The following is an 18,940-nucleotide window of genomic DNA, read 5'->3' on the forward strand; positions in this document are numbered from 1 at the left end:
CCGGCTGTTCGCCACGCTGCGATATCCGGCGCGTTCGATTCAGACTGCCAGCGTCGCCACGACAGCCTGCGCTGCCCTGACCATTGCGTGTGGCTCGGCGGCGAACACCGCGTCGTGCGCGCCGGCCGCAGCCCAAACGCGATCGAACCCGAGCAGCGTTTCGTCGGCGAACGCCGGGATCGCAATCAGATGGCCGATCGGCGCCACGCCGCCGATGGCAAAGCCGGTCTCGTCGCGGATCTGCCGCGGGTCGGCGCGCTTCAGCGGCTCGCCGGTCAGTGCGGCAGCCTTGCCTGGATCGAGCTGATTGGAGCCGGAAACCGGGAAGAGAAACAGCTTTCCGCTGGATTCTCCCTGAAACACCAGAGATTTGACAATCTGGGCGACTGTGCAGGCGCATTGCGCGGCGGCTTCCTCGGCGGTGCGTGTCGAGGTGCCCATGCGCCTGATTTCGATGTCGAGGCCGGCATCGGCCGCTGCCCTGGTCACACGATCAATGCTGCCAGCCATGAAGAACCGAACCTATCATGCAGATTCATAAGGGATTTCTATCATCATGCCGTCATAGGCCGGGTCGACGTCGGCCGGCGTCTCGGCCATCACCGCAGCGTAGTCGAGCGGCACATGCATGTGCGTCAGAACGGCCTTTTTCGGCGCCAGTTTTTCGATCCAGCCGAGTGCCTGGCCGAGCGACAGATGGCTCGGATGCGGCCTGTATTGCAGCGCGTCGATGACCAGCACGTCCAGGTCGCGCAGCCGTTCGGCGGTGGCGTCGGGGAACTCACTGACATCGGGGCAATAGGCGAGGCCGCCGAAGCGAAAACCAAGCGATATGATGTCGCCATGGATCTGCGGCAGCGGCTCGAGGGTGAGGGCACCCCCCTCGCCTTCGATCACGACCGGCCTGGCGTGGTCGATGATATGGGGCTCGACAATGGGCGGATAGGAACTGCCTAGCGGTGTTTCGAAGCAATAGCCGAACGCTTCCCGTAACCGCAGCATGGTGGGCTGGTCGGCGTGGATATCGATCCGATGACGCTGCTCGAGCACGAAGCCGCGCAAATCGTCGATGCCGTGGATGTGGTCGGCATGCGGATGCGTATAGACGACCGCATCTATGCGCTTGACCGACGCCAGCAGCATCTGCGCGCGAAAATCCGGCCCGGTGTCGATGACGACTGTGGTCCTGTCGCCGTTTGCCGCGATCCGCTCGATGAGCGCTGCGGTGCGCATGCGCCGGTTCCTCGGATTGGCCGGATCGCAATTGCCCCAGTCGCCGGTGATGCGCGGCGTGCCCGGCGATGAGCCGCAGCCGAGAATGGTGAGGCGCAGCCGGTCGCTCATGCGTCAGGCGCTCAGCGCGGTCGGGCGCGGCATCTTGCTGAACAGCCGGAAGAAATTGTCGGTGGTGACGGCGGCGATTTCGGCCCCGCTGACGCCGATGGTTTCGGCCAGCACCTTGGCCGTATGCGCGACATAGGCAGGCTCGTTGCGCTTGCCGCGAAACGGTATCGGCGCGAGGTATGGCGCGTCGGTTTCGACCAGCAGGCGGTCGTGTGGCACATCGGCGGCGATGGCGCGCAGCTCGGCCGAATTCTTGAAAGTCACGATGCCAGAAAAGGAAACATAGCCGCCGAGCGCCACGCCGATCTCGGCCAGCCTGCGCCCGGACGAAAAACAGTGCAGGACGAAGGAGAAGGCGCCCTTCCCTGTTTCGTCCTCGAGGATATCAGCCATGTCGCTGTCGGCATCACGCGCATGGATGACCAGAGGCAGGCCCGTCTCGCGCGCTGCGGCGATGTGCGTGCGAAAGCCTTGCGCCTGCGCATCGCGCGGCGCGTGATCGTAGAAATAGTCGAGCCCGGCCTCGCCGATCGCCACCACTTTGGGATGAGCTGACAGCTGGACAAGGGCCTCGACAGTCACGTCCAGCTCCTCGGCGGCGTTGTGCGGATGAGTGCCAACCGAGCAATAGACTTCGTCGAAAGATTCAGCGATCTCAATCACTTGCTGGAACCGCTTCACACGCGTCGAGATCGTCACCATGCGACCGATTCCAGCGGCCACGGCGCGGGCGACGATGGCCGCCCGCTCCTCTGCGAAATCCGGAAAGTCGAGATGGCAGTGACTGTCGACCAACATCAGATGTTCGCGTCCGGCTGCTCGACGTAACGCGGAAACACGCCCTCCGGTGCGGGCAACGCACCCCCTGATACCAGCGCATGGTCCGCGTGGACATGCGCGAAATCGCGGCTGTCCTGTGGCACAGCCAGCAGGTCGAGCAGCTTGGCGGCCGATCCCGGAATGAAGGGCTGGCACAGCAGCGCCACGCGTCGGACGACTTCCGCGGTCGTCCACAGCACCGTTTCCATGCGCGCCGGATCGGTCTTTCTGAGCGCCCAGGGTTCCTGCGAGGCGAAGTAGCGATCGGCCTCCGCCACGACGCCAAAAATCGCCGCCAGCGCCAGATGGATGCCCTGCTCCGCCATTGCCTTGCGTGCAGTAGCAAGCGCCTCCACCGTCTGGTCGAGGATCGCCCTGTCGGCCTCTGCCAGCTCGCTGCGTTTCGGCACCATGCCGCCGCAGTTCTTGGCGATCATCGACAGCGAGCGCTGCGCCAGATTGCCAAGACCGTTGGCGAGGTCGGCATTGGTGCGGTTGACGATGGCCTCGTGGCTGTAGCTGCCGTCCTGGCCGAACGGCACCTCGCGCATGAAGAAATAGCGTACCTGATCGAGACCGTAATGCTCGATCATCGCAAACGGATCGACGACATTGCCGACCGACTTCGACATCTTCTCGCCGCGGTTGAACAGAAAGCCATGCGCGAATACGCGCTTCGGCAGTTCGATCCCTGCCGACAGCAGGAAGGCCGGCCAGTAGACGGCATGGAAGCGGACGATGTCCTTGCCGATGACGTGGACGTTCGCCGGCCAGAAGGACCACCTGTCATCGGCCGCATCCGGATAACCGGCAGCCGTGATGTAGTTGGTCAGTGCATCGACCCAGACGTACATCACATGCTTGTCGTCGCCCGGCACCGGCACGCCCCATTTGAACGTGGTGCGCGAGATCGAGAGGTCCTTCAGCCCGGATTTGACGAAGCTGACGATTTCGTTGCGCCGCTCCGCCGGTCCGACAAATTCGGGGCTGTTCTCATAGAGCGCGAGCAACCTGTCCTGATAGGCGGAAAGGCGGAAGAAATAGCTCTCTTCCTCGGTCCATTCGACGGGCGAGCCGAGCGGTTCGCGACGCACGCCGTCGTCGCCGACCTTGGTTTCGGTCTCGTCGAAATAGGCTTCCTGCCGCACCGAATACCAGCCGCTATAGCGGTCGAGGTAAATGTCGCCATTTTCCGCCATGCGTGTCCAGATCGCCTGGCAGGCCTTGTAGTGGCGCTCCTCGGTGGTGCGGATGAAAACATCATTCGAACAGCCGGTCGTTTCAAGCATCGAGCGGAAGATCGCCGAATTGCGATCGGCAAGCGCTTTCGGCATCAGGCCTTCGGCGTCCGCCGTCTGCTGCATCTTCAAACCGTGCTCGTCGGTTCCCGAGACGAAGAAGACGTCCTTGCCGTCGAGCCGCTGAAAGCGGGCCAGCGTGTCGCTGGCGATGACATTGTAGGCATGACCGATATGCGGCTTGCCATTCGGATAGAAAATCGGCGTCGTGAGGTAGTATTTTTCGCGTGCCATGGATGAGCCGTCATGAATGTCTGAATGAAAGATGCCGGTGAGATATCGCATCGAAACGGCGATTGCCATCCCGATGGGCCGTCACATTCGCATTGCAGAATTCAGGCGGTCGATCATGGTCAAGGCATGCTGCTTCTTGTCGAGATTGTAGGTGTCGGTTTCAGATATAGCCTTCAAAGCCTCGTGCCAAGTGTCCGACAGCGTTTTGGCCCGCGCCAGATCGCCCGCCAGCGCGGCCTGGCTAGCGCCGGTCGAGAGCAGGTCGAGCGCACGGCGGTTGAAAATATCGAACTGGATCGCCCGGTCGCGCCCGGCGACCGCCTCCGCGAGGCGATAGGCTCCGGCAACATCGCTCTTTCCCGCTGTCGCCAGGGCGTCGAGCGTCTCGGCGATTTCCAGCCCGCCATACTGCGTCAACAGGATTGCGGTGCGCGCGCTGCCCCCTGCCCGCTTGGCCAGTGCCGCGCGCGCCGCGGGATCGTCCGGTGGCGGTGGTTCGACGCTCTCCAGGACCGTCATCAGGCTCTCGGCATCGAGCGGCGTCAGCCGCACCATCTGGCAGCGCGAGCGGATCGTCGGCAACAGGCTGCCCGGCGCGTGGACGATGAGGATGAACAAGGTGCGTGCAGGTGGTTCTTCAAGATTCTTCAACAAGGCATTGGCAGCATTGGTATTCATGTCGTCGGCAGGGTCGACGATCACCACCCGGTAGCTGCCGTCATGCGAGGTCAGCGACAGGAAACGGCTGACCTTGCGGATCTCGTCGACGGTGACGACCGTCTTGAAACTCTTGGTCTTGTCGTTCGGCGGGCGGGTCAGATGCAGCACCGAAGGATGCGCGCCGGTGGCGATCTGGCGAAACAGCGATGACGCCGGATCGGGAGCGGCAAAGACCTCCGGCGCCTGTTCGAACGCCGGATGCTTCAACAAATGATGCGCCAGATGAAAGGCGAGCGTCGCCTTGCCGATGCCGACCGGCCCGACAAAGATCAGTGCATGCGGCAACTTCCCGGAGCGATAGGCTGATGCCAGCATGTTCGCTGCCTGGTCATGTCCGACCAGACGCGGCGTCTCGGATGGCTCCGGTACGCCGTCAAGCGTGTCGTGCTGTTCTGGTGCGATCCGTTCGAAAATCATCCCGGCGCCTGCTTCCTGTGCCTCGGCGTCATCGTCTCCAGCGCCGCGAACACGGCGCCGGTGACGACATTCTCCACCGTGTCGGGGTCGGCGGACGCGTCGACGACGATGCAGCGCTCGGGTTCTGCCGCGGCGATCGCCAGAAAGGCTTCGCGGCGGCGCTGGTGGATATCAAGCGTTTCCTTTTCGAAGCGGTCGGCGCCGGCATCGGTGCCCCGCCGTGCGGTGGCGCGCCGCAGTCCTTCGGCCGGATCGATATCGAAGATCAGCGTCATGTCGGGCACCATGCCGTTGATGGCGACCTTCTCCAGCGCGCCCATGAAGGCTGGATCGAGGCCGCCGGTGACGCCCTGGTAGACGCGCGAGGAGTCCATGAAGCGATCACAAAGCACGATCGAGCCGCGCTCGACCGCCGGCCGGATGACCTGCTCGACATGGTCGGAACGGGCAGCGGCGAACAGCAGCGCCTCCATCCTGGGGCCGAATGGCTCGGCAGCGCCGGAGAGAAGGACATGCCGGACCGCCTCTGCGCCTGGCGAGCCGCCCGGCTCGCGCGTGACAAGGACATCGTATTGCTTGGCGCGCATCTTGCTGGCCAGTCGCTCGATCTGCGTCGACTTGCCTGCCCCTTCTCCGCCTTCGAAGGTGATGAAGAATCCGCTCACCAAAGCCTTTGTCCATGCTGCGGACCGTAATAGTCCTGACTTGAGAAAAGGTCCACGCCGCGGCTGCTAACGCAGCCAGCCGACCGCCAGTTCCTTGGCGGCGTCGAGCGCGCGTTGCGGCAGCGAGCCGACGCCAACCGTTTCGGCGGCGAAAAGCGGCGTCTCCTGGCTCAGCGTGTCACCGATCCAGACCCGCAGCGCGCCCACCGGCTGCCCCTCTTCCACGGGGGCTGCAACCGGTCCCTCATAGACGATTCTGGCGGTCAGCTTGTCGCGGTTGGCGATCGGCAGGAAGATGACCACGGGCGCTTTTGCCTTCAGCGCCACGCCGGATTTCGCACCGCCGAAAACCTGGGCCTCGCCGACCACCTCGTCCTTGGCGAAAATCTCGGTCTTCTGGAAGGAACGAAGGCCCCAATCGAGCAGCTTTCGCGCTTCCTCGGCGCGCTCGCGGTCGCTTGCCAGGCCGCTCATCGCCGCAATGACCCGCCTGCCACTGTGGCTGACCGAGCCGACGATGCCGAAGCCGGATGCCTCGCTCCTGCCGATCGCCAGGCCGTCGGCGCCAATATCCATCGCCAGCAGCGGGTTGCGGTTCCTCTGGGTGATCTTGTTCCAGGTGAAGTCCTTCTGGCCGTAGTAGCGATAAAGGTCCGGGTACTCGCGCCAGATATGCAGGGCAAGGAGTGCAAGCTCTCGAACCGTCGTCTGCTGGCCATCGGCCGGCAGACCGGTTGCATTGACGAATGTCGATTTCTCGAGGCCAATCTGCCTTGCACGCTCGGTCATCTCAGTCGCGAAATTCGCCTCCGACCCGGCAAAACCTTCGGCGATGATGATGCAGCCGTCATTGGCTGCCTGGACCGTCACGCCCTGGATCAGATCCTCAAGCCGGATCGTCGACTTGAGCTGGGCAAACATCGTCGATGTTCCGGATGGCGCGCCGCCGGTGCGCCATGCGTTCTCACTCACCACGAATGTATCGTCGAGCGTCACGCGCCCCGATTTGATGGCGTTGAACACCACCTCCATCGTCATCAGCTTGGCCAGCGACGCCGGCTGAATCGGCCTGTCGGCATCCTTGGAAAACAGCACCGTTCCGGTTTCGGCATCGATCATGAAGGCCTGCGCGGCCTTGGTTTCGAAAAGCTGCGCCGCAGCCGGAGCCAGCGAAAGCAGCAGGAGGCCAAAACCCAGGAGCCCGGCGAGAGGCGCGGCGAAGCGAAATTTCATGAGAAGTTCGACCTGTCAGCCGGTAGTTCCGGGCAAGCTCTATCAGGCTTTGACCCGGCCGAGCAACCGCGCGATGGACGACTGGCCAAAACTCCAGGTTTTGCCGGTCAATTCCGAACCACGAGCGCGTCCGGCGCGCCATGCGACCATGCCGCCTGCAGCATCTCGTCCAGGCTGCCATGGCCGTCCGGATAGAGATTGACCGAATACCAGTCCTTGCCCTCGAATTCGGAGCGCTGGATTTCGGTCTTGCCGAAGCCGGAAAGCTGGGTTGCCACCTGCTGCGCCTCGGCGGCGTCCTCGAACGAGCCCGCCGCGATATAGTCCGTGGGCGAAACGGCCGAAGGAACTTGCTGCTTCCACGATTGCAGGATTTCGGCGGGCGACATGCCGGCGCCATCCAGCGCGGCAAAGACAGTGGAAGGCACGCGTTCGTTGGCGTAAGACAGCGTCGCCACGTTGAACGGCGATTGCGGCGGCAGATTGATCTGCGGCCGTTCCGGCACGATCGGCCCGAAATCGGGCAGCGTCACGCTGCCAGCGGCCGGCATCTGCGCCGCCACGACAGGCTTTGTCGATGCGGAATTCGTCAACTGACCGGGAAAGGGAGCGGCCGCCAACGCCGTGCTCGGCGATGGTCCATTCATGGCGATCATGACGCCGGTGGGCAGGCCGTCCGACGGATCCGGCGCCCTGTTGCCGGGATGGTAAGAGGCCATCAGATATTGTTCGTCATTGCCGTGAAGCGGCGCCCGTCCGACATATTCGACCTTCACCTTGGCCGTGCCGATATTGGCATAGTCGAGCATTTCGGCGGCGCGCTTCGACACATCGATGATGCGCCCGTCATGGTAGGGACCGCGATCGTTGACACGCACGATGACCGAGCTGCCGGTCTTGAGATTGGTGACGCGCGCATAGCTCGGCAGCGGCATTGTCGGATGCGCGCCGGTCAGATGTGTCATGTCGTAGACTTCGCCGTTGGCGGTCAGCCTGCCGTGGAAGGCTTCGCCATACCAGGAGGCGAAACCCTTCTTGGCGTAGCGCCTGTCTTCCTTCGGATAATACCACTTGCCGCGCACTTGATAGGGTTTGCCGAGCTGATCGCGTCCGCCGCCACGCTGCAGGCCCGACATTTTGAAGGTAACGCGCGGGCTGGCTTTTACGCCATATTCGGATTCGGCAAAATATTCCTTGGAGCGAGGCTTCTTGTTGACCATTGCCTTCGGCTGTGGCGGCGCCGCGCAAGCCGCCAGCAAGGCAGCCGACAGGGCACACAACGCGAAAGCGGAAGCGCGACGAAGACGCGGGCGCGTCGTGCTTTGCATTTTTCGATTGTCCCCTCTCAACAAAGGCGCCGCAACTTGACCGTCGGCAGGGCCAAAACCTACCCGACAATGCCAGCGACACCTTGATTCCCAATCCCTTGTGCACAGGAATTGTTTATCACCGTATTAACCGATTATGGTCGGAACCGGGCGAGATTGTGGCGCAAACCGTCCCGGTGGTCGCTGTGAAAAATCACGGCTTTTCGAGCTTCGGCGCTGCGCTGTTCGTCCTGCTTCAGCCCCGACGTCAAGCGACCATGCCCTGCCCTTGGCAGGAACCGGCAACAGCCGGTTGACAGGACTTCGTTGGCCGCACTAGAGCAATGAAGCGCGAACGATCTCCGCGCAACGCAGCTGTGCCCACAGGGTACGCGTTGCGATCAGGACGAGCGTCCAAGTGGTTGAAAAATCACGATGGAGGGATGGCCGAGCGGTTTAAGGCACCGGTCTTGAAAACCGGCGAAAGGAAGCAGGACAGTCAAGTATTTTCAGGCACTTAACTGCACCGTTGGTGAAAAAATGCAGCACAAATGCAGCAAGAGCCCGAAAATGCGGCATAGAGCACTAGGAAGAGTGGCCGAGTGGTTTAAGGCACCAGTCTTGAAAACTGGCGTACGGGGAACCGTACCGTGGGTTCAAATCCCACCTCTTCCGCCAGCCCTCCCCTCCAATTGCCCCCGCTTGACGGCGGCTTGCCCTTAGAGGACCAACTTCACCACCAAAGTGGCATCAGGAGGAGGAACCATGCCGAGCCAGGTCTGGAACAAACCCAAATCGCATCGGCGGTCGTTTTCAGCGCCATTGGCGTTGCGACAAATGTCCCCGACGAGAGCCATCCTTCTCGCTGCCGGCTTCTCGTCCTTTGCCACTGCGACGTCGGGTGCAGAGTTGCAGACAAGCTGCATCGAACCGCCTGCGACAGTCATCGAGATCACCGGCGTTAACACCAAACATGCACGCGCCACGGCAAAATTCACGGAGCCGGATATCGTCAAGGCATGCCATGAAGGCTATGTGGCCCAAGGCGGATATGCCTCGCCCGAAGAGTGCATTCGCCAGACGAAAGCGGACCTTCTCGGCGATGCAATTCGTGCGGAAGCAAATTGCAGTAAGGGCACCATCAAGTTGGGGCAAATGTCCTTCAAAATGCCCGTTGAAAGTAACTGCGCCTCCGGCGGCATTTTTGCCGCGCCAGCTTTCACAATGCTCTGCCCTAAATATCGAGGCAAGGTTGTGAATGAATGAGCGAGCGTTAGCTTTCTTGAAAATGGGTGGAAGCTTACCGTGGGTTCAAATCCCACCTCTTCCGCCAATCCTCTTTGCGCTGGCCGCCCTCGTCGAGCGCTTCCGCTCAGATAGGGCTTGGCGCGACCAGGAAGACATTTTGCCGATTTTGCCGCCATCCACGGTGACGGAGATCATGGAGAAGGCTGGCCGCCACCGCGACGCTGATGGCAACTGGAGCCAAGTCGATCTCGACTGGCTGTGGGCGGAATGTGCCAAGCGCGTCACAGGCCCGGTTCCTGAAGGAAGCACATGATGCCCGTCACCAGCCGCATGGAATGGAACGGCAACAACTGGATCATCATCCTCGACAACGGCCCGCGTGGCCGCATCGAGATGACGCTCGACGACTTCGTTGCTCTGGCCATCGAACTCAAAACCGTTCTTTCCCTTGATTTTTCGGGGGAAGAGCCGCTGCCCCCAGACCAACCAGACCTGCAAGACTGAGCAGCGGGTTCTTTGCCCATCCTCATCGCTTATTTTGATCTGGTCGGCGGCCTGATCTCCCGATCGCTTCGCGCCTCGGCTGGCGACTAGCTCAGCGGGAGAGCACACCCTTCACACGGCTTGCTGAGCCATCATCTGCCGTCAAGGAACTCAGCACTCAGACTGCCCTGATTGGCCTCCAGCCAAGCTTTGGACGCCTCGAAGTCAGGCACGACGGTCCGAAGGAAATCCCAGAACGCAGGTCCATGCGAGCGATGCCGGAGATGGGCAAGTTCATGGGCAACGACATACTCCAGCACCTTCCTCGGCGCGAAAATGAGATGCCAGCTGATGAGGATGTTGCCCTCGGGGCCGCACGATCCCCAGCCGCTTGCAAAATCAGCGACGCGGATCGAGCGAGGCGCAAGCCCGAACCGGGTCTTGTAGCCTGCGGCGATCTCCGTCACGTCACGCCGAACGCGCCGCTTCAGCCACAGTTTGAGTTCGCTGGCGACGAGTTGGTCGGCGTCATCGTCTATCCCCGTCGCGGATGTAGCGGGCAAGCGACGTCGGACGCATGACCGGTCTGCGCCCTGAACTTGAATGTCGATGCGCCAGCCATCACGGCGCGCGTCTTAGTGGGGCTCCACAAAGCCACCCCCACCCCTTGCCTGCCGATGAAGCCGGGGGATATGCGTACCATTGTCTTCGGCGGGTTGGGCGAGACCTACATCGACACGATCATCGCGGCGCGGGACGCGGCAAAGAAAAAGGGCGGCTAGTTGCCGCCCTCCTGCCACCTGCCGAAAGCCTGCACCAGCGCCTTGACCACCGGAGCCCGGCGATCCCGCCGGGTGTCATGCACGCTACGCCACCGCTCGTTCTCCTGCGCCAGCCAGATCATGACCACCCGCTTGTCGTCCCAAAGCGCCTCGGTGCCTGCCAGCGGGTCGAGGCCGAGTTGCCGCTCAGCGCCGACGAGGTCGAGCGGCAGCACCATCATGCCGGGCAGGCCTTCCCATGCCGGGCGGCGCATCTGGTAGACAGTCGGATCGATGAGGAAGCTGTCGACCAACACCACCATGTGACCGGACCAAGCGACCGGCGTGTCGCGCGTGTCGCGCTTGTCGAGCGTCCGCATCCCCTTGTGATCGCCGACCCCCACCGAGTGCGTCTGGTTGCCCTCGGCATCGAGGCCGCGCACGATGGTGTAGACGGTCTGCAGCCGGGCGTCCTTGAAGCCGATGCGCCAGAGGAAGTCGCGCACCGCAAGCGAGGCCAGCACGCAACTCTCCTTCGACTTGCCGGGAACGATGTTGCTGACGGTGCTGTCGAACGCCGGGTGCAGTTTGTCGGCGATCACCGCCAGCGCCTTGACCAGCTTCGCCGGGGGCTCGCCGATGATCATGAGGTCGTCCGGCTTCATGTCCCGCCCCTCACAGGTGCTTTGACGGGCCGACCAACGCGCCGTTTTTTCGAAGGCTTCTGTCTCAAAAGCTTCGGTTGCCCGGCGGGCATTGGGTTGGCCAGGTCGGCCTGCGCTTTGACATAGGCCTCGCCGTCCGCGCGCTTCAGCATTGGGCGTTTGCCGCCGACGACGATGCGCTGCGGCCACCCCGGTTGATTGATGTGGTTGTAGTAGCTGACGCGGGAACGGAACCCCAGCATGCCCATCACGAACTCATCGATGGTGCACAACTCTGCTGGCTGTACGTATGCTGGGTCTGGTGACTGACTGGCCAACCGCTCGCGCAACGCCGCCAGTTCGGCCAGCACCCTTTGCAGCTGCCGGTCGATGTGATCTAGGCTGATCTCGTTTCTCATACTTCCCCTCCTGTTGCGCCATGCTGAGGAACTTCGCCAGATTGGCCTCTTGATATTGTCACTTTGTCCGTGACGCGGCGCTTCCTGACGCCGGGCAACCCGACAGTCAATTCCACGGTTTGCCATAGTTGCGTTCAATCAGCCGTCTCAATCTGTAAGCGCGCTACAGGACCTTTACAAGCGTGTCATCCGTCGCGTATACGATGTGCACGTTAACGCGCTTACAGGAACCGCACCATGACCGTTTACGCCTACGTCCGCGTTTCCACCGCCCGGCAGGTCGCCGAGGGCGAGAGCCTTGACGTCCAGCAGCGACAGATCGAGGGCTATGCCCTCATGCACGCCATGACGGTTGCCGAAACCATCGTCGAGGAAGGCGTGTCCGGTTCGGTGCCGCTGTCCGAACGCCCTGCAGGCGCGGCGCTGTTCGCCAAGCTGAAGGCAGGCGATGTCGTCATTGCCGCCAAGCTCGACAGGTTGTTCCGCTCGGCGCTCGACGCGCTGCAGATGGTCGAGACGTTGAAGGTCAGGGGCGTCAAGCTGCATTTGATCGACCTTGGCGGCGACATCGCCGGTAACGGTCTGTCGAAGCTGTTCTTCACCATCGCCAGCGCCTTCGCCGAAGCCGAGCGCGACCGCATCCGTGAGCGCGTCTCCCAGTCCAAGGCCGACCAGCGCGAGCGGGGGCGTTTTCTCGGCGGGGCGCGACCGTTTGGTTATCAGATCGCCGCCGACGGCGAACTGGTCGAAGATGCCGCTGAACAAAAGGCTATCGCCAGAATGTGCGAACTGCGTGGTCACGGGCTGTCTCTTCGCGCCATCGCCGAAGCTTTGGCCGACGACGGAATTGCGCTTTCGCATGTGGCCGTGAAGAAGGTTCTGGAGCGCAACGGCGGCAGCGAAAGGAGCGCGCCCGAAGAAAAGGCTTCAACGGGCCAGCCGGCTCTCGGAACGCGATGGTAGGCGATCCCGAAATCGGCCCGCGCCGGGCCAAGGAAGTCCGCACAGTTGATCAAACGCCCCGGTCGGCCTTCGGGACCTGACACACCGAACGCGCCTAAGCGGCCTTTCTAGTGGCGCATGTATATTTGGCAAACCCGCCAACCGGTTGAAGTTATTCATCTAGGCTTGTGCGGGGCGCTTGCACATTGGTGCGGGATGTCTGGATTGACTAGAATGGTGATCCGCGAGCCAGCCTCGGCCGGGCACGTAGGCACTAACGATGGGCTGGTTTCGATACGATAGCCTTTTCCGTCAAATACGTATTGCAACAGGTAGCGGTCGGGGCCTTCGCCGCCATCAATGCGCTTCAACACTTCAGCGGCTGCCGGGACCCAGTCCTTTGTATGGTCTCGTAGCCAAATGCTGTGCAGGAACGCAACGGCAAAGAACGCTCCACCACAGAGCAGGAAAGCGACCAGAAAGGCTGCGAAGTCGCTCATTTAGGCTTTCTACCGCTTTTGTTGTCGTCCGTTGCATTTGTCAAATATATAATCGCTTGTCTAGTTCACGCGCTTCGGCGCGAACTAGGCCTGCCACGCCTCAAGGTGGCTCCACATTTGACCCCCACCCCCGCCTGCCGAAGATGCCGGAAGGGGGCGGCAGGTACACTGTTGCTCTGCCAGCCGCCGATGTAAATATCCGGTCTCGGACGACGCGATCTGGATGCGATGACATTGACGGGATCACAGATCAGGCGCAAATTGAGCGCACCGACCGAGCCCGGGCAGGCCCGGCCGGGACCGCGTGTGCGATGAAAACCTCGAGCAGGACGGAGACTGACGGGAGGAAGAAATGAGCCGGGTCAAGGACGTTTGCGATCGAGCACGATCGCTATGGCTGCGGGTGGTGCGATCGACCCACCCAGTCGACGATGTCGAGAACGACGAGCTGTATCGGCTGATCGACGGCAAAAACCAGGTCATCACCGGCACCAACTTCGAGGCGTCCCGCTTCGACATCGAGACCCGTCTATCGCGGTGGGAGAGCTACAAGCCGCCGAACCGTAACTGAAAACTATTCCGGTTCGGAGTACTTTGGAGAGCCCAGCCACCGCGCTGGGCTTTTCCATTTCAGTGAACAATGCGATCGACCCAGCGAGCGCTGAGGCATGGGAGAAGGCACGCCTCCTGCTACTGGTGGTAGAAGAAGAGAAGCAGAACGATCGCAGTCAGAGGGGAGAGGGCCAGATCAAACTTACCAAGGATCAGAGGCAGCGCTTCGACGAACTGGTTGACGCGCTGCGCGCGGCGTATCTTCACCACCGTTGCCGGTCAAGGCTGGTTGGCGGGGCCGAAGCCCACTCTGGATGCATGGTCGAAGTAGCATGCGACGCGAGGGCGCAGCAAGATGCTGATGGCGAAAGCGGTCAGTTGGCTTTCGGCGCGAACCGGGCCTGCCACTCCTCCAAAGTCATTTGATGTCTGTCAGTCGGCTCGCGCATCGGCTTCCTGACCGTCGTAGTGACCTCCGACCGGTCGACGATCAAGCCGAGCAGTCGAGCCTTTGCCATGACCGCAGCAACACCCGCGCTCGCATTCTCAATCTCTTTGGCCATGAGCAACATCTCATCCAACTCGGCGACGAGGGTGTCGACCGTCGTTTCCGAGCGGTGAGCCGCCTCAGCCTGTAATGCGGAGAGACGGGCGGCCACCTTAGGCAATCTGACCATCTTCGAGGCCTCCACCTCTGCCGCATTGCCGCGCGCCGTGTAGCCAGCCTCGATATAGGCCCGCGATTGCGGCAGGCCCTCGACCAGGCCAAGACAGAAACGCTCCTGCCGTATGTTCAATTTGGCGTTGGGCATGGTGGTGTTAGGATACCGCAGCCGCTGAGCTAACGCCACAGAAAGTAAACTCAATCAGCTGGCCGCCAGAACAAAGCGCCGGGTAGTCTCCTTTTGTGGTATGCTAGGTGGCAACGCACACGCCTCCGGGGAAGTTTCGACCATCTCACAAGGAGAAACCACAATGCGTACACGTCTCGCAGCCATCAGTCTTGTCGCGATCGCCGCGTCCATTGTGCCCAGCGCGGCTCAGGAGGCCAACACGGCGTTCGGCGTGCTCGACTGCGTTGTCGAAGCGGGCACACGCTTCATAATCGGCTCGAAAAAAGCTCTGACATGCACCTTCACGTCGGCCAACCCGAAGGTCGCACCCGAAACATACATAGGGGTCATCACGAAGTTGGGGCTGGACGTCGGCCCGACGCCGAGGGCAGTGCTGCGGTGGCGGGTCCTTGCGCCAACTGGCAATGTCTATGCGCCCGGCGTGCTGGCCGGTGACTACAGCGGCGTCGGTGCCGAAGCAACGGTCGGGGTGGGCGCTGGTGCCAATCTTCTGGTTGGAGGATCCAACAGGACCTATACGTTGCAGCCACTCAGTGTCCAGGTGCAGACTGGCCTGAATGTGGCAGCCGGTGTGGTCAGTTTCCAACTTCGCGCCGCCAAATAGAGTTATTGCGCGCTCAGCGCGACGGGATGTGGTTCAACGCGGGTGGAACCTCGCCGCGTTGTCAGTGGCTATATCGATAAACCCGCGCCAGCTGGTTCGGTACCGTCAGAAGCTCGTCTACCCGCTTGAAACCGGCCTCACGCCCCATCGCCATCCATGTCGCCGAAGTTTCGGCATAATCCGACGCGCCACAGTGGCTATCAAAGGCAGCAAATTCCTCGTCAGTGACCATCGACCATTCGGGGCGCAGGCGACCGAAGCGTTCAAACCACCCCTCGCGGTCCTCGCCCTCAAGACAGGTTGGCTCCCAGATCAGGAACAGCCCGGTGCGCGGCAGCACAGCTTGAACCCGCTGCATCAAGGCCTGCTTTTCACTTGGGTAACGGAGATGGTGAAGGGACTGGCCAATCCACACGACATCGACAGGTTCGTCCCACGCGTCGAACGCCTCAACGAAATCCTGACAGCGGAGGTCAACCGGACAGCGTAGGTCGCTTAGCGCTTTCCGGGCTACGTCGAGCGATGGCTGTGAAATGTCGAGCCCAATGTAGCGCCCGACGTTGGTGCCCTTCAGTGCCTCTGCCGACGCGGTGGCGGTGCCGCAGGCGACATCCAGAAACACGAACTGATCAGGAGCTTCGGTCAACAGAACCTGCCGCAGGATGCCATAGACCTCCTTGTGCGCCATGTAATTCAAGCTCACGACCTTTTGGTAGGCGGCTAACCCTTTTGCGAAGAGTTCCTGATCGGACTGCATGTGCGCCTCCTCTTGCAGTCGCAAGCTTACTCCAACGGCGTGGCTGCGGCCAGCTTGGCGCGCCGTGGCATCAGACCTCCACGCCGCCGAACGCAGCACATTGGCGCGCTTGATGGTTCGCATGGTGTCCGGCGTTGAGAGCGCGAACAGCTTCATAAGGGCCGGCAAGGTATTTGGAACGCTTCCGACCGGCTTCTCTGCGAGCCAGTGGGCGGCCCGTTCGAGCGGCGTGATCGGCGACGCGGTGATCACCGGCATGGTGTGTCCTCCTCCTAGCTTTGCCTATCAAGACCTGTCGCGGTCGGGGCGCAAGACGGAAGACCAGGCAAACCGTTTTGTCGGACGGCCCTTGCAATGAGCGTCAGCAAGCGCTCAGCAACACGAGTTCCCAGTTGCTGCCTTGATTGGCGAGTTTAGCATTTCCTGACGCACCAATGCGATACCCGCGCCGGGCTCAGCGGCCTCGGCGGCGATAGCCTTAGCGCGACGATCCTCGTTGATCCACTCCATCACCGCGCCGAAGAACTTCTCGTCGCCTTGGAGCAGGTCTGCACTGAAACGCGCTTCGGCCTCGTTCTCCCGGCGCTGCTCGGCGGTGATGATTGGCCGGTCGAGGCGGGATGGCTTGGGAACGGCGCGGCGCTTGTCGGCCTCGGCATGCGCTGCGGCGATCAAGGCCGGCACCGGCGGCTCCAGTTGGCGTTCCCCGTCGAGAGGGAGGTCGGCGGAGGCCCGCCACCATGAGGCAGCGGGCTTGCTGGTGTGCGGGTTAGTGCTTGTCACTGCCGTCGCGATCGTTCCAAAGCCGTTCAGCCTCAGCCCATGTGTCGGCAGTCGGCCCCTGTGCGCCGCAGCGCTTGCACTTGACGTGATAGTCGCCGTTGAAGATGAGCGCCGGTTTATCGCCAATGCCGACGCAGGGAAAACCGGCATTTGGAGCGTCCAGCCGGGCAAGGGAAAAGTCGACACCACGGCCGCTCATGTTGAGATATCGAGGCGTGCAGTCCAGGCCCTTGAGGGGGTAATTGCCAAGATCGATCAGGACCATCTGGCAGAATAACCATGACCTTCGCCGGCTACCGACTAAAAGTGACTATCTGGGACAGCTCGGCGATGTCGCCATAGATCATCGAACCTTTGACGAGAAAACACTTGTCACCGAGGACTTCGAAGAGTGAGCTTGACGCGGTGCAAACCGGCAGGTTCTTCGAATTGGCGTACGTATCGAGTGTCGCGGTTTCGACCTTACGGTCCGCAGCTTCGGCATAGCTGATGCTGATCGCGAGCATAGCGATAGCAAGGTGGCTCGGGAGTAAGTAAGGTCGCGACATGCATCCAAATAGCACCGGCCCTTGATGGGCTTCGTCCATCGATTGAATGAAGCGGTCACCTATATTAGCAATCTCTTGACTAAGACGCCGGCCGCCCCAGACTCATGGAATGGCGCGGGGAATTGAGATTGGAGATCTGGTGGCGATCACGGCCATCGTTCGCAGATGGGTCACGGAGGACCGCGTCAGCGTGTCCATCCCGAGCTATGGCTCCCGCATTCGATCATCGATCATACCAAGGTGACGAAGGGCAGCACATCGAGCTTACCGGCGAGGTCACGCGCATAGACGAGGAAGGCGGCAGGGTCACAATCGCCATGGGACCGCTGGTGACGGTCGACATCGACAAGATCAGGCTCGTCGAGAAGTACAGGCCACCGAAGCGCAAAAAGCCGTTGCGTGACATGGTGGACTAGCATGGAAACGGGCATTGCTCTCGCAGCAAACATGAGGCACCGCTCCACAGTGGCGCCGGCCACTTTCAGCCCCCTCGTTCGAAAGTTGGCTTCCAGTCGCGATTGCGCGCCCGCTGCTGGCCTTCGTAGTCAGGAATGCATGTGAAAAACACCTGCCGGCGGTCACGGCCGGCAGCCTTGCAATCTGAGCAAACAAAGAGCCCGACCAGGTCGTCATGCATCGAGACGTGGTCACGGCCGAGCCTGTCAATCAGGGCCTGGATGTCGAGCTTCGTCGATTTGCAGCACATCGGGTGCGCACAATTGAAATAGATGGTTTCGCGGGCGGCCAGGGTGTCGGCGAGGGTCTTTTGGGGCATGGCGATCTCCGTTGAACGACTCGCCGCAACGGGGAGGAATATAATCCTGAATGCTGATCCCTTGCCACAGGTCGCTAACTCTCATCCCAAAAATCCTGCAGCGATGCGTGCCTCAGGTCTTTCTCGCCCCTGAGGTGCTTCACACGGGCTTTGATTCCCGGCTTGACCCTCTGTGTTGCCGGCCGTTTTGGCATTTCCTTGGGCGGCGGCCCGGCATGTTCCTGCACTCGTTTCCACAGCCGCTCCCGCATCTCGCGGTTGACGCTCACAAACGCACTGCCGACATATTTCCGAGTGCCTGGCTCGGCCATCAGAGCAAACGCCGGCTTGCCCCTCTCGCGTTCGACGCCAAGAAGCGCGACCTCGCTTTCGGTGAAGGACTTTGTTTTCAGCCAATTGGTGGTCGGGCCGCTGCGATATTTGCTGTCTCGACGCTTCGATACCATCCCTTCCAGGCCGTCCGCGTCGATCAGATGATAAATCGCATTAGCCTCGCCTGGCATCGTCTCGCTGAACTGGATGCGGCTATCAGACCCAATAAGGCCGGCCAGGATTTCCCGCCGATCCTCAAGCGCCATGTCGCGCATTTCGTGGCCGTTGAGATGCAGCAGATCGAACGCTGGCGCCTGGTGATTGCCTTGCGCAGTGCGGCAAAATCCGAAAGGCCAGCCTCATTCAGGACGACGACTTCGCCGTCGATGGTGGCGTTCTGTACGTTGAGAGCTTTGGCTGCCTCGACCAGATCGCGGTACTTCGATGTCCAGTCGAGTCTGCGGCGGGTGAAGATCCGCGCACCGCCGGCGTCGATGATGATCTGGGAGCGGTAGCCGTCGAATTTGACCTCGTGAGTCCACCCGTCTCCTTGGGGCGGCTTGGCCACCAAGGTCGGCATCATCGGAGGAATGAACTCTAGCCGGCCAGCACCGGCAGTCACTCGTTTACGCACAGGTTCGAGTCTAGGCTCATCCGATTTGATGGCTAGGAGAACGGACCATGACCATTTTACTAAATTAGCAATGATGCATGTAGCGGC

At 61.6% G+C, this 18,940-nt stretch carries 26 protein-coding genes, 1 tRNA gene and 1 pseudogene; 8 read left to right on the forward strand and 20 right to left on the reverse strand.

Translation table 11 applies throughout. From position 1 onward, the window contains the following. Positions 1-39: 39 nt before the first annotated feature. The 8 genes from BQ8794_RS12765 to BQ8794_RS12800 all read right to left on the reverse strand — a co-directional run bounded on the left by BQ8794_RS12765 (position 40) and on the right by BQ8794_RS12800 (position 8,058). Positions 40-510 (reverse strand): YbaK/EbsC family protein, encoded by a 471-nt coding sequence (locus BQ8794_RS12765; protein WP_077377733.1) that lies wholly within the window; start codon positions 508-510, stop codon positions 40-42. Positions 511-525: 15 nt separating this feature from the next. Beyond that, positions 526-1,344 (reverse strand): MBL fold metallo-hydrolase, encoded by an 819-nt coding sequence (locus tag BQ8794_RS12770; RefSeq protein WP_077377736.1) that lies wholly within the window; start codon positions 1,342-1,344, stop codon positions 526-528. Positions 1,345-1,347: 3 nt separating this feature from the next. Beyond that, positions 1,348-2,142: a TatD family hydrolase gene (locus BQ8794_RS12775; RefSeq protein WP_077377739.1), complete on the reverse strand. Its 795-nt coding sequence runs from the start codon at positions 2,140-2,142 to the stop codon at positions 1,348-1,350. Then, on the reverse strand, positions 2,142-3,695 hold the full coding sequence (gene metG, locus BQ8794_RS12780) for a methionine--tRNA ligase (RefSeq protein WP_077377812.1): 1,554 nt from the start codon (positions 3,693-3,695) through the stop codon (positions 2,142-2,144). The genes BQ8794_RS12775 and metG overlap by 1 nt, the downstream gene beginning before the upstream one ends. A gap of 81 nt (positions 3,696-3,776) precedes the next feature. Then, on the reverse strand, positions 3,777-4,832 hold the full coding sequence (locus BQ8794_RS12785) for a DNA polymerase III subunit delta' (RefSeq protein WP_077377742.1): 1,056 nt from the start codon (positions 4,830-4,832) through the stop codon (positions 3,777-3,779). Next, positions 4,829-5,500 carry a dTMP kinase gene (gene tmk, locus BQ8794_RS12790; protein WP_077377745.1) on the reverse strand — a complete coding sequence of 224 codons (672 nt, stop codon included), beginning with the start codon at positions 5,498-5,500 and terminating at the stop codon, positions 4,829-4,831. Before tmk ends, BQ8794_RS12785 begins: the two co-directional genes overlap by 4 nt. 63 nt (positions 5,501-5,563) lie before the next feature. After that, complete coding sequence (locus BQ8794_RS12795; protein WP_174654425.1) at positions 5,564-6,730, reverse strand: D-alanyl-D-alanine carboxypeptidase family protein; 1,167 nt, start codon at positions 6,728-6,730, stop codon at positions 5,564-5,566. A 107-nt stretch (positions 6,731-6,837) separates the two neighbouring features. Beyond that, complete coding sequence (locus tag BQ8794_RS12800) at positions 6,838-8,058, reverse strand: septal ring lytic transglycosylase RlpA family protein (protein WP_077377748.1); 1,221 nt, start codon at positions 8,056-8,058, stop codon at positions 6,838-6,840. A gap of 567 nt (positions 8,059-8,625) precedes the next feature. On the opposite strand from BQ8794_RS12800, the gene BQ8794_RS12805 reads away from it, so the two are divergent. From BQ8794_RS12805 to BQ8794_RS12820, 4 genes are all read left to right on the forward strand, one after another. After that, a tRNA-Ser gene (locus tag BQ8794_RS12805) sits at positions 8,626-8,715 on the forward strand. Between the two features lie 87 nt (positions 8,716-8,802). After that, entirely contained in the window at positions 8,803-9,303 is a 501-nt protein-coding gene (locus BQ8794_RS12810; RefSeq protein WP_143744533.1) for a hypothetical protein, read from the forward strand. Then, complete coding sequence (locus BQ8794_RS12815; protein WP_077377753.1) at positions 9,296-9,598, forward strand: hypothetical protein; 303 nt, start codon at positions 9,296-9,298, stop codon at positions 9,596-9,598. The genes BQ8794_RS12810 and BQ8794_RS12815 overlap by 8 nt, the downstream gene beginning before the upstream one ends. Then, on the forward strand, positions 9,595-9,789 hold the full coding sequence (locus BQ8794_RS12820; RefSeq protein ID WP_077377756.1) for a hypothetical protein: 195 nt from the start codon (positions 9,595-9,597) through the stop codon (positions 9,787-9,789). Before BQ8794_RS12815 ends, BQ8794_RS12820 begins: the two co-directional genes overlap by 4 nt. 131 nt (positions 9,790-9,920) lie before the next feature. Here BQ8794_RS12820 and BQ8794_RS12825 read toward each other — a convergent pair whose 3' ends face one another. The 3 genes from BQ8794_RS12825 to BQ8794_RS12835 all read right to left on the reverse strand — a co-directional run bounded on the left by BQ8794_RS12825 (position 9,921) and on the right by BQ8794_RS12835 (position 11,592). Further along, positions 9,921-10,379: a M48 family metallopeptidase gene (locus tag BQ8794_RS12825; RefSeq protein WP_077377760.1), complete on the reverse strand. Its 459-nt coding sequence runs from the start codon at positions 10,377-10,379 to the stop codon at positions 9,921-9,923. Positions 10,380-10,546: 167 nt separating this feature from the next. Continuing rightward, positions 10,547-11,194, reverse strand: a complete 648-nt coding sequence (locus BQ8794_RS12830; RefSeq protein WP_077377762.1) for a hypothetical protein — start codon at positions 11,192-11,194, stop codon at positions 10,547-10,549. Beyond that, positions 11,191-11,592: a hypothetical protein gene (locus BQ8794_RS12835; RefSeq protein ID WP_077377765.1), complete on the reverse strand. Its 402-nt coding sequence runs from the start codon at positions 11,590-11,592 to the stop codon at positions 11,191-11,193. The genes BQ8794_RS12830 and BQ8794_RS12835 overlap by 4 nt, the downstream gene beginning before the upstream one ends. Positions 11,593-11,829: 237 nt before the next feature. Here BQ8794_RS12835 and BQ8794_RS12840 point away from each other — a divergent pair, with 237 nt between their 5' ends. Then, a complete protein-coding gene (locus tag BQ8794_RS12840; protein WP_077377768.1) occupies positions 11,830-12,555 on the forward strand; it encodes a recombinase family protein in 726 nt (241 codons plus the stop codon). Between the two features lie 155 nt (positions 12,556-12,710). Here BQ8794_RS12840 and BQ8794_RS12845 read toward each other — a convergent pair whose 3' ends face one another. After that, entirely contained in the window at positions 12,711-13,034 is a 324-nt protein-coding gene (locus tag BQ8794_RS12845; protein WP_077377771.1) for a hypothetical protein, read from the reverse strand. Between the two features lie 352 nt (positions 13,035-13,386). Between BQ8794_RS12845 and BQ8794_RS34625 the strand changes: the two genes are divergently transcribed. Next, positions 13,387-13,605, forward strand: a complete 219-nt coding sequence (locus BQ8794_RS34625; protein ID WP_143744534.1) for a hypothetical protein — start codon at positions 13,387-13,389, stop codon at positions 13,603-13,605. A 119-nt stretch (positions 13,606-13,724) separates the two neighbouring features. Here BQ8794_RS34625 and BQ8794_RS37005 read toward each other — a convergent pair whose 3' ends face one another. Both BQ8794_RS37005 and BQ8794_RS12850 read right to left on the reverse strand, forming a co-directional pair. Then, positions 13,725-13,853, reverse strand: a complete 129-nt coding sequence (locus tag BQ8794_RS37005) for a hypothetical protein (RefSeq protein ID WP_280174582.1) — start codon at positions 13,851-13,853, stop codon at positions 13,725-13,727. 107 nt (positions 13,854-13,960) lie between these two features. Further along, on the reverse strand, positions 13,961-14,398 hold the full coding sequence (locus tag BQ8794_RS12850; protein ID WP_143744535.1) for a terminase small subunit: 438 nt from the start codon (positions 14,396-14,398) through the stop codon (positions 13,961-13,963). Between the two features lie 163 nt (positions 14,399-14,561). Here BQ8794_RS12850 and BQ8794_RS12855 point away from each other — a divergent pair, with 163 nt between their 5' ends. After that, on the forward strand, positions 14,562-15,044 hold the full coding sequence (locus BQ8794_RS12855; RefSeq protein ID WP_077377777.1) for a DUF992 domain-containing protein: 483 nt from the start codon (positions 14,562-14,564) through the stop codon (positions 15,042-15,044). Positions 15,045-15,105: 61 nt separating this feature from the next. On the opposite strand, the gene BQ8794_RS12860 is transcribed toward BQ8794_RS12855, so the two are convergent. From BQ8794_RS12860 to BQ8794_RS12875, 4 genes are all read right to left on the reverse strand, one after another. Beyond that, on the reverse strand, positions 15,106-16,059 hold the full coding sequence (locus BQ8794_RS12860; RefSeq protein ID WP_077377780.1) for a class I SAM-dependent methyltransferase: 954 nt from the start codon (positions 16,057-16,059) through the stop codon (positions 15,106-15,108). 114 nt (positions 16,060-16,173) lie between these two features. Then, positions 16,174-16,485, reverse strand: coding sequence for a hypothetical protein (locus tag BQ8794_RS12865; RefSeq protein ID WP_143744536.1), 312 nt, complete (start codon positions 16,483-16,485; stop codon positions 16,174-16,176). 85 nt (positions 16,486-16,570) lie between these two features. Continuing rightward, entirely contained in the window at positions 16,571-16,849 is a 279-nt protein-coding gene (locus tag BQ8794_RS12870; protein WP_077377785.1) for a hypothetical protein, read from the reverse strand. Between the two features lie 28 nt (positions 16,850-16,877). Further along, positions 16,878-17,090 (reverse strand): hypothetical protein, encoded by a 213-nt coding sequence (locus BQ8794_RS12875; protein WP_244554930.1) that lies wholly within the window; start codon positions 17,088-17,090, stop codon positions 16,878-16,880. 248 nt (positions 17,091-17,338) lie between these two features. On the opposite strand from BQ8794_RS12875, the gene BQ8794_RS12880 reads away from it, so the two are divergent. After that, on the forward strand, positions 17,339-17,548 hold the full coding sequence (locus BQ8794_RS12880; RefSeq protein WP_342188125.1) for a hypothetical protein: 210 nt from the start codon (positions 17,339-17,341) through the stop codon (positions 17,546-17,548). A gap of 65 nt (positions 17,549-17,613) precedes the next feature. Here BQ8794_RS12880 and BQ8794_RS12885 read toward each other — a convergent pair whose 3' ends face one another. Continuing rightward, positions 17,614-17,907, reverse strand: a complete 294-nt coding sequence (locus BQ8794_RS12885; protein ID WP_077377788.1) for a hypothetical protein — start codon at positions 17,905-17,907, stop codon at positions 17,614-17,616. 74 nt (positions 17,908-17,981) lie between these two features. Further along, a pseudogene (locus BQ8794_RS12890) lies at positions 17,982-18,802 on the reverse strand (ATP-dependent DNA ligase). Between the last annotated feature and the right edge of the window lie 138 nt (positions 18,803-18,940).

It is taken from the genome of Mesorhizobium prunaredense, from assembly GCF_900156895.1.
Classification (GTDB): Bacteria; Pseudomonadota; Alphaproteobacteria; order Rhizobiales; family Rhizobiaceae; genus Mesorhizobium; species Mesorhizobium prunaredense.